Annotated in this window: 9 protein-coding genes and 1 pseudogene; 8 read left to right on the top strand and 2 right to left on the bottom strand. The window is 67.7% G+C overall.

Features of this window, described 5'->3' with window-relative positions:
• The first annotated feature begins 109 nt into the window (after positions 1 to 109).
• The 8 genes and pseudogenes from ACWEEU_RS18870 (at position 110) to ACWEEU_RS18835 (ending at position 11,298) form a co-directional block, all read left to right on the top strand.
• Entirely contained in the window at positions 110 to 970 is an 861-nt protein-coding gene (locus ACWEEU_RS18870) for a DUF5134 domain-containing protein (RefSeq protein WP_451733689.1), read from the top strand.
• 303 nt (positions 971 to 1,273) lie between these two features.
• Positions 1,274 to 1,567 carry a heavy-metal-associated domain-containing protein gene (locus ACWEEU_RS18865; protein ID WP_451733687.1) on the top strand — a complete coding sequence of 98 codons (294 nt, stop codon included), beginning with the start codon at positions 1,274 to 1,276 and terminating at the stop codon, positions 1,565 to 1,567.
• Positions 1,568 to 1,675: 108 nt separating this feature from the next.
• Positions 1,676 to 3,958: a heavy metal translocating P-type ATPase gene (locus ACWEEU_RS18860; protein WP_451733685.1), complete on the top strand. Its 2,283-nt coding sequence runs from the start codon at positions 1,676 to 1,678 to the stop codon at positions 3,956 to 3,958.
• Positions 3,959 to 4,311: 353 nt separating this feature from the next.
• Positions 4,312 to 4,431: pseudogene (locus ACWEEU_RS18855) on the top strand (transposase); the annotation flags it as partial.
• 890 nt (positions 4,432 to 5,321) lie between these two features.
• Positions 5,322 to 5,849, top strand: coding sequence for a hypothetical protein (locus ACWEEU_RS18850; protein WP_451733683.1), 528 nt, complete (start codon positions 5,322 to 5,324; stop codon positions 5,847 to 5,849).
• A complete protein-coding gene (locus ACWEEU_RS18845; protein WP_451733681.1) occupies positions 5,846 to 7,789 on the top strand; it encodes a hypothetical protein in 1,944 nt (647 codons plus the stop codon). The genes ACWEEU_RS18850 and ACWEEU_RS18845 overlap by 4 nt, the downstream gene beginning before the upstream one ends.
• A gap of 61 nt (positions 7,790 to 7,850) precedes the next feature.
• A complete protein-coding gene (locus tag ACWEEU_RS18840) occupies positions 7,851 to 9,821 on the top strand; it encodes a hypothetical protein (protein ID WP_451733679.1) in 1,971 nt (656 codons plus the stop codon).
• Positions 9,822 to 10,407: 586 nt separating this feature from the next.
• Positions 10,408 to 11,298, top strand: coding sequence for a DUF5655 domain-containing protein (locus ACWEEU_RS18835; RefSeq protein WP_451733889.1), 891 nt, complete (start codon positions 10,408 to 10,410; stop codon positions 11,296 to 11,298).
• Positions 11,299 to 11,583: 285 nt separating this feature from the next.
• Here ACWEEU_RS18835 and ACWEEU_RS18830 read toward each other — a convergent pair whose 3' ends face one another.
• A complete protein-coding gene (locus tag ACWEEU_RS18830; RefSeq protein ID WP_451733677.1) occupies positions 11,584 to 12,537 on the bottom strand; it encodes an SGNH/GDSL hydrolase family protein in 954 nt (317 codons plus the stop codon).
• Between the two features lie 355 nt (positions 12,538 to 12,892).
• Positions 12,893 to 13,594, bottom strand: coding sequence for a hypothetical protein (locus tag ACWEEU_RS18825; RefSeq protein WP_451733675.1), 702 nt, complete (start codon positions 13,592 to 13,594; stop codon positions 12,893 to 12,895).
• Between the last annotated feature and the right edge of the window lie 41 nt (positions 13,595 to 13,635).

The raw sequence follows: 13,635 nt of genomic DNA, 5'->3' as shown, positions 1-13,635 counted from the left end.
GCGCCCTGCTGCCCCGCGTGGTGCGAAACCCCACCGGTCTGAACGCCCTTTTCCCCCGAGACGTACTCAGGGCGCTGGTAATCGATTCGGGATGGTGAACATGGGATTCATGGCGCTCAGCTGGGTCGTGGCGGTGGTGGCCGCCTTGGTGGCCGCCGTCAGTGCGGTTCGCGCGGTGACCACGGGCGGTGAGATCCGGTTCGCGGCGGGCGGTGACCTGCTGATGGGGCTGTGCATGGCCGCCATGGCCTTGCCGACGACAGTCGGCTGGTACGCGGGCTACGGGATGTGGTGGGCGGTGGTGTTCGGCCTGCTCGGGCTCGGCGGAGGGGTGATGGCGGTCAAGGCCACGCGTGAGTACGGATGGAAGGAGGGTCGTCACTGGGTGCACCTCATCGTCGGCAGTGGCGCCATGGTGATCATGACGCTTGCCATGACGAGCACGTCGTCCGGACCGGTGCTTGACCCAGGGGGCTCATCCATGGCGCACATGTCGGGCATGGAGCACATGGCGAGCATGCCGGGGAACGGCCAGGCGGCTGGCATGGAGTCGATGCGCGGGATGGGCGCCATGTCCGGGATGGACATGCCGGGCATGGCGAAGGCTGCGGCCGGGACCAGTGACTCCGCAGGGTCCGCTACTGGGTGGCGATTCTTGATCGCGGCGCTCGCCGTGTATTTCCTGCTGTCGATCGGTGCCTCAGTGTGGGCCAGGGTGAGAGGTGACAATCGGGCGCGGCGGCGTACCGGCTCGCGGTCCGGTTGGAGCCGCTGGCTGCTGGTCATGCCGGACACGGTGCTCGTCTTCCTGGCGTCACTGACGCTCGCTGCGTGGGACGGGGCCAGGACGGCGCAGCGGCCGGGCGGCGGTCGGCGCCGCAAACTCGGAGCCGCACCGGATGCCGCGCTGGCAGCTCACATCGGTATGGGCGGAGCCATGTCCGCGATGCTGTTGATGATGGCCGTGTGACCGACGGGCGCGATTTCTGGCGCGGCGACGGCGGTCCGGCCTGATGGCGTCCCCTCCCCGCCCCGCCGCGAGTATCTGTCCCGTCAGCGCCGGGGCGGCCGCCGTCCTGCTCGCGACCGCTCTTCCGGCGGGACCATAGAACTGTCGCGCTTGGTGAGCCGCGCACCGCTCGGCCATAACCGCGTTATTGGTCCGGTGGTGGAATACCCCTAGGGGGTATAGCGTTGTCGTCTGTCAGAGGGGCCGGGGAACGGCGCCCCTCTCGACGAGTGCCCCATGCACCCACACCTTGAGGAAGAAGCCATGACCACCAAGACGAACGCCGGCTCCTGCTGCGGCAACGGTTCCTGCAGCTCCGACGCTACGGTCGACATCCAGGGCGACGGTGTCACCACGGTTTACAAGGTGTCCGGGATGACCTGCGGCCACTGTGAGGGCGCGGTCTCCCAGGAGATCTCCGCGCTCGACGGTGTCACCGCGGTCAAGGCCGTCGCCGCGACCGGTGAAGTGACGGTCACCTCCGCCGGCCCGCTCGACGAGGAGGCCGTCCGTGCCGCCGTCGACGAGGCTGGATATGAGCTCGTCGGTCGAGACTGACAGCTCCGTCGGGCCACGCCCGGCAACCCGAGTTCCCTCCCCGTGCCGGGACGTATCGCTCCGCTGATACGGACGCCGTACGTCCCGGCCTACCCAGGAGATACGTCCATGACCAGCACGGCTCCCGAGAAGGCAGTTCGCGGGGCGGCACCAGCGCCCGCCCGCGAGGTCGAGCTCTCCATTGGCGGCATGACCTGCGCCTCGTGCGCCGCCCGGATCGAGAAGAAACTCAACCGCCTGGACGGTGTCACCGCGACCGTCAACTTCGCAACGGAGAAGGCGAAGGTCTCGTACGCGGACGACGTCGAGGTGGCCGACCTCATCGCCACCGTCGAGAAGACCGGCTATACGGCCGAGGAGCCACCCCCGCCCGCTACAGCCACCACGGCCGAGGGCGAGACGCAGGCGGCTCAGGCACCGGACGGAGAGCTGCTGTCGCTGCGGCAGCGTCTGTACGTGTCGCTCGTACTCACCGTGCCCGTGGTGCTGATGGCGATGGTGCCCTCTCTGCAGTTCGACAACTGGCAGTGGCTGTCATTGGCGCTGGCCGCTCCGGTCGTGGTCTGGGGCGCCTTCCCCTTCCACAAGGCCGCGTGGACAAATGCCCGGCACGGCGCCGCGACGATGGACACCCTGGTGTCCATCGGTACGCTCGCCGCGTTCGGCTGGTCCATATGGGCCCTGTTCTGGGGGCATGCCGGTATGCCAGGCATGCGACACGCCTTCGAACTCACCGTCTCCCGCACCGACGGCTCCTCCTCCATCTACTTGGAGGCTGCGGCTGGCGTGACGACGTTCATCCTCGCCGGGCGCTACCTGGAGGCGAAGTCCAAGCGCAAGGCGGGTGCGGCGCTTCGGGCGCTGCTGGAGCTGGGCGCGAAGGACGTCGCCGTGCTGCGGGACGGGAAGGAAGTACGTATCCCTGTTGCGCAGTTGGCAGTCGGTGAGCGTTTTGTCGTACGGCCCGGCGAGAAGATCGCCACCGACGGTACCGTCGTCGAGGGTGCCTCCGCGGTGGACGCCTCCATGCTGACCGGCGAGTCGGTGCCGGTTGATGTGGCAGTCGGGGACGCTGTCACCGGCGCCACGGTCAACGCGGGTGGGCGGCTCGTCGTTGAGGTCACCCGGGTCGGCGCGGACACGCAGCTGGCGCGGATGGCGAAGCTGGTGGAGGATGCGCAGAACGGCAAGGCCGAGGTGCAGCGGCTTGCTGACCGGATCTCTGGGATCTTCGTGCCGGTCGTGCTGCTGATCGCGGCTGGAACGTTCGGGACGTGGCTCGTCGTCACCGGCGACTCGGTCGCCGCGTTCACCGCGGCCGTCGCTGTGCTGATCATCGCCTGCCCGTGCGCCCTCGGCCTCGCGACCCCGACCGCCCTGATGGTCGGTACCGGGCGAGGCGCCCAGCTGGGCATCCTCATCAAGGGCCCCGAGGTATTGGAGTCCACGCGCCGCGTCGACACCGTGGTCCTCGACAAGACCGGCACGGTCACCACCGGCCGGATGCAGCTCCAGGAGGTCATTGCCGCACCGGGCGTCGACAAGGACGAATTGGTCCGACTGGCAGGTGCGTTGGAGCACGCCTCGGAGCACCCGATCGCCCAGGCCATCGCAGCCGGTGCGGCCGAGCGGGTCGGAAGTCTGCCAGTACCGGAGAACTTCGAGAACGTCGCCGGCCTCGGCGTCCAGGGCGTCGTCGACGGTCACGCCGTGCTCGTCGGGCGAGAGAAGCTTCTGGCGGATTGGGCCATCCAACTGCCCCAGGAGCTGGCCGAGGCCAAGGCCGCGGCGGAGGCCGAAGGACGTACGGCGGTCGCCGTCGCCTGGGACGGCGAGGCACGCGGCGTCCTCGCCGTCGCCGACGCGGTCAAGGAGACCAGTGCCGAGGCGGTGGCCGAGCTGCGCAGACTGGGTCTGAAGCCCGTCCTGCTGACCGGCGACAACCAGCTTGTCGCCGAGTCAGTGGCCAAGTCCGTCGGTATCGACGAGGTGATCGCCGAGGTCCTGCCCGAGGACAAGGTGGACGTGGTCAAGAGGCTGCAGGGCGAGGGCCGTACCGTCGCGATGGTCGGTGACGGTGTCAACGACGCGGCCGCGCTCGCCACCGCCGACCTCGGTCTGGCGATGGGCACCGGAACGGACGCGGCGATCGAGGCGGGCGACCTGACCCTCGTACGCGGTGACCTGCGCGTGGCCGCCGACGCGATCCGCCTCTCCCGAAGAACCCTCGCCACCATCAAGGGCAACCTCTTCTGGGCCTTCGGCTACAACGTCGCTGCCCTGCCGCTGGCCGCCTTCGGCATGCTCAACCCGATGATCGCGGGCGCCGCGATGGCCTTCTCGTCGGTCTTCGTGGTGACCAACAGCTTGCGGCTTCGGTCCTTCGAGTAAGCACGCGAGCAACACCGTTGACCAGGGCGCCCGGGCCTGCGGCCCGGGCGCCCCGGTGTTGGAGGCGTGTCACGGCCTGGCAGCGCAGCCAAGGGTCAGGTGCGCAGGAAGAGGGCGAACAGCGGATCGAAGTCGGCTGACGCGTGCCGGCCACCGGCTCATGGGCGTTCATGGGGTGAGGCGTCGTGGCGGGCAGCCCGGCAGCATCCACCGCACCGCTCCTGCTCTCCCTGGCGCTCTTCTCGACCGGGGCTCCAGGTTTCCCACCGCCCCAACTCCCTGAACCGCACTTCGCCGGCTGATACCCGCGCGATGGACGCTCCGGCATCTCGCCCGCCCGATTAGCCATGTAGTTCCTGCTCGGTCTGTCGGACCGGCAGGCGGCCGAGGCGGTGCGCTGCCGTATCGATTTCAAGTACGCCCTGGCCATGGAGCTGGGCGATCCCGGCTTCCACCACAACGTGCTGGCCGACTGCTGAGAGCGCCTCGCCCAGGACGACGCGCTGACGGTCTTCGCCGAGACCGCCGACCGCCTTCCAGACCTTCTGGACCAGCAGGGGATCCCCCTGCTGCGGCTTCAGTGGCTCTTCGAAGGGCTTGCACCGAGGAAGTGGCGGACATCCGTATAAGTTGGCAATGCTGATTTGGTCACGGCTCGACGTGGTTAGCCCATTCGTTCGTCACCCAGGGCTGTATCTGGCAACCTCACGGGCCGGAGCGGAACCAAGCTGGATACAGCCGTGGAAACCCGCTCTTCAGGTCTGCGCAAGTCTGTGCGGTGTGTCCCGGCCCGTCGTAGACGGCCTGGTCGGATCGGGCGCCGACCCGTTGCCCAGGTCGGCCCTGCAGTCGGCCACCCGCGTCCGCCCGCCGTGTTTGCTCTCGTTCCACCCAGCTCAGGGCACCGCAGGGCAAGCTAACCGGTGCCGCAAGTGCAGCCATTGCAGAGGCGAACTCACACTGGTCGCCCTCATCTTCAAGCCCAGCGAGAACTCCGCCGAGGGAAGTCACCCCGCCGGTGTCGTTGCGGTTGGCGCCGAGGGCGCCGCGGCGGGCGGTGCTGACGTCTGGGGCGCAGTCCATCGGCGGTGCGTGGGCGACTCGTGAGGATTGTTCGGTGTGCAAGTGGTTTCGCACTGTCGCCGCTCTGTGTTACATGTTGGATCTTGCTTGGCCAGTGGGGGCTGGCGGGAGGGAAGAGCGGGTGGGGAATTCCGGGGTGCGTCGGGCATCGCGCGTCCAGGACGCGGTGCGGCTCCTGTTCTTGCTTGATCGCTGTGGGGCGCCATGCGGCGACGGAGGGTCAGGGGAGGAGTCGCCAAGTGCGGTCGCGGTGGTCCGTGGGCAGAAGCGGCTGCAGGCTTTGGACTTCTGGCTGCGCAATCCCGACTATCTGGCCGATGAGCTGCTCAACCAGGTCGATGCAGGGAAAGTCCGTGACACCGCATGGGCGCTGGAGCGGGCTAGTGCCTTGATGGAAGGCGACGAGCCGGAGATCTCACGCTACCCGATGGTGCGTTGGCGGTTCGGTGCGTGGGAGGCACTAGATGACGCTTTGGGGCTCTTGTACTCGTATAACCTGATCGACATCGTGCCGGTGGGTGAGCCGCCCACAAAGGTGGACCGGTGGGACTACTACCTGCTGCCTGCAGGCCGGGAGATGGCCGCCGAGCTGCGAACCACCGCTGAAGACCTCGCTTGGTACGACGAGCGGGCCGTGGTCGTACTGGCGGTGGCCGGCCAAAGCAGCGGAAGCCAACTGAAGGCTCTCCAATACGCGCAGGCCGAGTACGAGCGCGCCGTCTGGAAGGCGAGCATCAGCGGCATCACCGACCGAGTGCGTGAGCGACTCGCGCAGGTCACGAAACAGAGGGCAGGAGCGGGCGGATGAGTGACTTCGTCGAGACGGTAGCCCGCCGGGCCGGCGTCGACAGTGGCCAGGCCGGGGAGATCCTTGCACGCCATGGCGTACGGGAGAGTGGTGTTCTGCCCCGTCCGCGTCAGCTACTGATCAAGCGTCTGGCATTCACCGGGGAGAAGAACGGCAAGTCCACCGGCACGGTGGACTTTTCCTGGGACCTGGGACCCGGCCTGTGGGGTGTAACGGCGGACAACCTGCGGGGCAAGAGCAGCATCCTGGAGATCGTCTGGTGGTGCCTGCGTGGTGCCGGTGCTCTGCAGGCCGACGTGAGGAATTGGATTCACCACGTTCGCCTGGATGCCAAGGTCGACGGTGAGCCGTTCACGGTGCAGGTCGACAACACTGGCGACCAGCTCACCGGCTCCCTGACCGTCGGCGTGCAGCAGCACGCCACCCCCTTTGCTGATGAAGCGGAATTCGCCTCAGTGATGGGTGCCTTCATGATGGACCGGCTGGGCCTGGAGTTCCTGCGCGGCTGGCGTAGGGACGCTCGCGCAGAAACTCAGTCCGGCAGCCGGGACGGTCAAGTCGTGATGACTTCCTGGCCTGCCTTCAGCCACGCCCTGCTGTGCCGTAACCGGGAGCGCGACGCATTGCTGGGGGAGACAGCCGGTGGCGGCACGATGGTGAGCCTGCTGCAGATGTTCGTCGGCCTGCCGTGGACGTCGACCCGCCGCGACGCCAAAGCAGCCCTGGACCTGGTGCAGCAGTCCATGCGCGGCCAGCGCCGACGTGCCCAGGAGGACCTCACTGCCCGGGGCTCGTCCCTGCAAGACCTGGAAGACCAACTTGCCCAAGCTCGCTGGGGCGCCGCTCAAGCCGCGACGGCTCCCAGCCTGGAGGAGGCAGTCGAAGTCGTAGAGCAGGCCGGCGCACGTCTGGCAGAACTGACCGCCCAGCACGCAAGTGCTGTGCAGCAGATGCACCAGACGCGCCAAGCCGAGGACGAGATCCACGAAACGCTCGTCCTGGACCAAGCCCGCCTCCGAGATCAGCGTGAGACCGCTGCCGCCCAGCGATTTTTCGGCGCGCTGAAGCCCACCTGCTGCCCGCGCTGCTCCACCACGCTGGACCAACTGCCACACGCCGACCTGGACGAGACGCACTGCCGCATATGTGGCTCCGCCCCCGCGGAAGCACCTACCGACGCGTCCGCATCCGACGAACTGGCCGCCTCCATCGAAACCCTCAAGGAGGCCCACGCCCAGGCGAAAAGCGCCGCCCGGCAGGCCACCAATGCCGCGACCGCCACCGAGGCTGCCCTTGCGCAAGCCCGCGCGGACCTGACCGCAGCACAAGCAGCGATGCCCCGCGAGTCCGCGCTGCGCGCGCACCTGGAAGTGGCCCGCCTCGAAGGCCAGCTCGCCGAGCGCCAAGCGGCCGAACAACGCGCCCGCCAGCCAGACACGATGTCGGTAGAGGAACAAGTACTGGAGATGGCCGCGAAAGAGGCCGACAAGCGGGCCAAGGACGCCTCGACCGAGCTGCTGGGCGCCGTGAGCGAGGAAATCTGCCGCCTGGCGATCCGGCTCGGCATGAAGGAACTCCAGGCCATCAAACTGCTGGGCAACGGCAAACTTGAGGTCACCAAAGGCGGCAGCAAGACCACCTTCACCGCCGTCACACCAGGTGAACAAGTACGCCTGCGCATCGCCACACTGCTCGCGCTACTGCGCGTCGGCAAGGAGACGGGCGTGGGCCGGCACCCCGGCCTGCTCCTGCTCGACTCCGCCGGCGCACAGGAGACCATCGACGTCGACGTGGCCGAAGTCCTCGGCCAGCTCAAGGACATCTGCGAGGAGACCGACGGCCTGCAGGTCATCACCGCCACGGCCAAACGTGACTTGGCCACCGCGGTCATTCCCGCTGACCGCCTGCGCATCGCAGGCCCGGGAGAACCCGTGTGGTAACCAGCCCGCTAAGGTGCTCGACCGTCCCTTGTCGCCCGTCCATCGAGAAAGGCCACCCGCCGTGACCCCCCTCGAGATGCTCCTCGCCCAGGACGGCGATCCACCCACCCTCGACGACCTGGGCGGTGAGGAATCCCTCTGGCAGCAGGCCGACACTCTGGCCGCCTCCCCGCTGTGGTTCCGCGTCGCCGAAACGCTCCTGGCTGAGTGGGACACCCTCCACCATCCAGACCAGGCGGCCACCTTCGTCACCCGCGCCCTGACCACCACCACCAGCCCCGCAGCCGCTGACGACCTCCTCGACCAACTCGTCGAACACCCCGGCTACCTCCAGCGCGCAAGCTTCCAGCTCAACATCGCCGCCCTGGAACGCAGCCGCCACCACAGCACGCCTCTGGAAGCCGAACTGGCCGGCGTCTTCATAGAAGCTGCCCTTCGCCTCGCCCTGCCTGGACCCACCAAGCCCTACGCACTCCTTGACCGCCTCGTCGATCCCGACGCCACGACGGCCCCCACCGCGTACGCCCGGCGTGTCGTCCGCGCACTGAGCACCGCTTACGAACACTGGCGAGACAGTGATCTGCTCATTGCCCTGGAACGCTTCTCCCACACCGCCGTCCACGGCGACGCCGTCTACGAACTCGCCATGTGCCATCTCGCCGACGCCGCCAACGCCCCCGACCGCCTCACCCTGCTGCAAGCCTTCGCCACCGCCCGCGACCTTCTGCAGCAAGCCATCGACGCCGACGAGGACCGTCCCGACGCCACCGCCTTCCTCGCCGCTCTTGATGCCGTTCTTGCTTTCGATGCCGGCGACACCACCACTCTTTCCGCGGCGACTGGCCAGCTGCGCCGCTCGCTCACCGAGCACGCCATGTGGCTTACCGGCACCCGCACCCACTGGCGCGCTGGCCGCTACGACACCGAAGCTGCCTGGTACACCCTCAGCTGCAGCCTCGATCACGCCGACGCCCACTTGGACCAGCCCCTGACCGCCTGGCCCAACCAGACCATCCAGCACATCCTCACCGCTTACACCGCGCACCGTAGTGTCCGCCTTCAGCCTGCCGATGCCGCTCTGGGCTTCCAAGTCTTGGTTGCCCCACGTATCGAAACTGCCTTCGCCAGCCGACAAGGTCTCCTGCTGCACCTGCGAGCTGTGGTCGCCGACGCTCCTGACGACTGGGACGCGGAGGCAGCCCACCAACTTCTCCAAGCTATCGACCACCGCCTCCAAGGCGGTGCCCCCCAGGTCCAGCCAGGAGACCAGGGAAAAGCCGCAGCGGCGGCCTCTTACCCAGAGTTGGCCGCCGCAGTTGGTAGCCAAGTCCTCGCCAACCTGCCCACCTACATGCTCACCAGCCTTCAGACCAGCAACACCGACTGGGAGGCCACCCTTGCCAGCCGGCTGCCGATCGCCCAGCAGCACATCTACAACGATGTCATCGCCGTACTGAAGGGCTGTGGCGACTTCCAGCACCCCACTGTCCGGCAGCACTTCACTCGCCTGATCGTCCAGGCCATTCGCTTCTTGCATAGCAGGACCAACCGCGCCCGCGCCCACCACACACCGCGCTTCGCTTATCTCTTTGCCCCCGGGCCTGGCGAAAAGCTCCCGTTGGAGGAAACAGTCCAGGAAGACCTTCACGACTACCTGGATGGCAACCTGGAGGACGCCGACGTTGAGGTCGCCGACCGCAGTGGCGGCCGCGCTGACATCGAAGTTCGCTTCCCCGGATTCTCTACCGTCATCGAATGTAAGCGCGCGAAGGGTAAAACAACGCGAAAGGGGCTAAGGCGCTACCTCGGCCAGACCGTGGCGTACCAGGCCGGAGGTATTACCCTGGGCATGCTGGTTGTCCTTGACCTGACCCCCAAAACAAGTTGGATCCCCAACATCCGCGACGACATGTGGGCCGATCACATCCCCTCGCCGGATCCAGAACAACGAGACAGGTGGGCCGTCGTAGTCCGCGTACCCGGAAACCGGATATCCCCGTACGCCATGACTCCACCAGTCACGATCCAGTAAATCGGGCCCTGTATGTGACTTGATGGTGTGCTGAGATTAGCCCTGCGGTATGAGTCGTGTGCCTGAGGGCCTGGGGCCCGTTTGTTCGTCGAGCGCACGCGGCGGTCTCGGGCCGGGGTCAGTCAGATTGTTGCTGCATAGAAGAAGGCGGCAGCTCAGCTGTGGGGGCCGCCACCCCTGACGGGCTGGGTATGAAAAAGGGCTCTGAACAGGCGTTTTAGTGGATGGGTGCCTGTTCTCAACTACCGTCCAGAGCTGCCTGTCTCTGGGTATTTCTGGCCGTTCCTGGGTGCCGTTGGTCATGCGTTGGTCACGTGCCCAACCGTGGGTGTGTCTGCGGGCTGCGGTGCCAGAAGGGGCCCGACTCCTCGGAGTCGGGCCCCTGGTCTTCCTGTGCTGGTGTGCTCGGTGGGCGGGCTTTCGCTCGTGCTGGGTCACCGGCGAAATCCCGCACATCGCAGCGACGAAACCGGCTTGCGGAGCCGTGATGCACGCTCGCAATCTCTTCACGTTTTCGGTGGCCAGCGCGGAAATAGACCGGAGTTCGCTTGGCGTTATGGATCTCCAGGCCGAGCGAGGGAATGAGGTGTCGGGGCTGAAGCTGTTCCGGACGGTGAATGGTGGCGTGATCGAGATCGTGGCACGCCTGGCTGACGTCGAGGCCCACGTGCAGGGCCTGGTCGAGGCGAACATGGAGACGCTGCTGGGCGTCCGCTTCCTGGCGAGCGAGTACAGCACAGGTCCGGTGCACGCCGGCCGGATCGACTCGCTGGGGCTGGACGAGAACGGCTCGCCGGTCATCGTCGAGTACAAGCGGGGCACCGACGCCGGCGTCATCAACCAGGGGCTGTTCTACCTGAGCTGGCTCGTGGATCACCGGGCCGAGTTCGAGCACCTGGTCCGCGACCGGCTCGGCGAGACGGCCGCGTCCCAGGTCCGCTGGAGCAGCCCGCGGCTAGTCTGCATCGCCGGCGACTTCACCCGCTACGACGTGCACGCCGTCCGCGAGCACCGGCGCTCCATCGACCTGGTCCGCTACCGACTGTTCGGCAGCGACCTGCTGGGGCTGGAGGCCGTGGCTTCCGTCAGCGGGAGTACGCACGTAGTTCACCGGGGGCGTCGGCCGGCCATCGTGGGGGCGTCGGCCGGTGGCCAGGGCGCCCCGATGGTGGAGCTGGCGACCGCCGTCGACGCGGCGCTGCTGGGCCTCGGGGATGGCGTGAACCGCGTGCAGCGCAAGCAGTACACGGCCTTCCAGCGGCTGCGGAACTTCGCCTGCGTGTGCCCGCCACAGAAGACCAAGCTCCTGGTGTACCTGAGGGTCGACCCGAACCAGGTCGACCTTGTTCCTGGGTTCACCCGGGACGTGTCCGGGCTCGGGCATCACGGGACGGGCGACCTGGAGGTGCAGCTCCGCACGCCGAGGGACGTCGAGCGGGCCGGGGAGTTGTTCCGCGCGAGCTACGCGGCAGCTTGATGGTCCGTGGCGTCGGGTGCCTTTCGATGGGCGTACAGGTTGTGGCGGTGGACTATCAATGATGTGTGGGATCGCCGGTTTGGGTATCCGGCGATCCCGCGTTACCGTGCCCCGCGTTCACGCGGGACCCCACCTGTGGCTGACACCCCGGGCTGACCCTCGCACCGCGGTTCGCCGACGGCCGCCAGGTTTGATGTTGGCCTAGAACGCAGGACCGGCCTCCGGTTGGTGCTGGAGGCCGGTCCGCGGCGGGAGCATCCCGCTGAGTGTGGTGAGGGTGTTGGTTCAGCCGAGGGTGTTCAGCATCGCTCCTTCGATGTGGTCGGCGGCGTGGCGGTGGCCGCGGGCGTTGGGGTGTACAAAGGACAGCTGGTCCGGGAGGGTGACGAAGCCTTCGACCCACTTGCTGGCGTCACAGACGCTGTGGCCCTGGGAGGAGGCGTAGAGGTCGACGAAGCTGGCGGTTTCCTGCGTGCCGGTCGAGTCGTCGATGGCCTTGTTGAGGGGTTCCAGGATGTCCTTGCGCAGCCATTCCAGATCGCCCTGGGTGATCGTGCCGAACTTCGTCAGGTCGCCGAAGCCGCACTTGGCGGTGTCCTTGGGGACGATCGTCGGGTAGCCGACGGCCACGATCTTCGCTTTCGGGGCGCGCTCGTGGAGCACGGTGAGCATCCGGTCGTACTCGTGGCGCACCTTCTTCAGCCGGGCAGGGACGCCGGCACCCAGGGCGTCCTTGCACGGCGTGCCCTTGCCTTCGCTCTCGGCTCCCAGCTCCGGGCACTTCATGAGGATGTCGGCGAAGCCGAGGGTGTTTCCGCCCACGCCTACGGTGATGACGTCGGTGCCGGGGCCCACCGCCTCGGACTGCGGAGGCACCGCGGGGAAGGGGTAGTCCGGGTCTTCGGAGATGGGCGGCAGGTGACGGCCGATCGGGTGCTGGGGTGTGTCGGTGACGTTCTCGATGGTGGCGGCGCCGCAGCTGACGTTGGTCAGGTCGAAGAGGCCGCCGAGGTCGCGGTCGATGACCTGGGGGTAGGACCGGTCGGTGCGCTCGCAGCCATCACGCGGGACTTCGAAGGTGTCGCCCGCGGCCCGGATGACCCCGGCCGTGTAGGAGTCGCCCAGGGCGACCCACTGGTGCTCTTCGACCGCGGCGGCGGGCTGGGCGACGGAGAGCTGGACGGCGGTGAGGGCTGCGGCCGAGCCGAGCAGGGCGAGACGAGTACGGAAGCGTGCCACGACATCTCCAGGGTGAGGGGAACGAATCCGCCCCGACCATATACACAGAGTCACTAACTGTGTCGATTTCGTAACGAAGAGCATCCGTTTGGGGCACTACCCCAGGTGGGCCGACCACCGCCGAACCCTGGAAGTCATCGCGTGGAAGTACCGCACCTGATCGCCCTGGCGGGACCTGCCCCTCCTCGCAGACGATGGCCGGTGTCCGCTGCCAGCGATCGACCACCCAACGGGCATCCGCAGGCCCAGAGTCCGTGCAGGGTGGCCCGCGTCGGCGTCGGAAGGGGCGCGGGCCACCTGGCCGGCTCCGGGCAGGCAGCAACCGCCGATGGCCGGTGCGATTGATCCTGCCGGATCACGAGGCGTGCGGCGACCGGTGCGGGCCGAGCGGGTCGGGTGATCCGGTGTGGGTGTCGGCCCAGGCTGAGCACAGGTCGTGGAAGCGGATACGCAGGTCGTCCAGCCGGTCCTGGCTGGCCAGGGGGAGGAGGTAGACGTTGTCCCGGTACGGGGCGAAGCCGACGCTCCTCCAGGCTGCGGTGATCTTTGCGTTGATCTGGTCGAACTCGGCCTGCTCCGGCAGCCAGCCTTCCGGGTGCGCACTGATGCCGGGCGAGCAGGCGACGGCGCGGACACCGGGCGCGAGGCGGTCGATCGCCTCGGCGGCGAGGACGGGCCCCAGGCCGAAGCCGCGCCAGGCAGGCGCGAGGGTCACCCGTTCCATGACCAGCAGGTCGGTGCCCACGTATTCGAGACGCTGCTCGGCCTCGGTTGTGAAGTAGCCGGTCCCCTGATCCAGTAGGGCGTCACCGATCTCGAACAGCTCCTCGGACTCCTCCTCCATGGCCGCCCAGGCATTCATGCCCTGAGTGAGGCGGACGCGGTAGAGCACCATCGTGCCTACCTCGTGGCTGGCCTCATCGGCGCCCTGGCATTGGACGAGGACGTCCCACTGCTCCAGGGTCTGCTCGTGCGGGCTGTCGAGCAGTCCGTGCCGGTGGCTGTACTGCAGATGTAGCCGCGCGGGGTTCGCCGGCAGGTCCTGAGGCGGTCTCACCCGCAGCAGCCTAACCAGGCCCTGTATGCCACCACTCGGAG

It is taken from the genome of Streptomyces sp. NPDC005004, from assembly GCF_053600675.1.
Note: the sequence above shows the minus strand (reverse complement) of the source record. Positions and strands in the feature narration are given on the sequence as shown.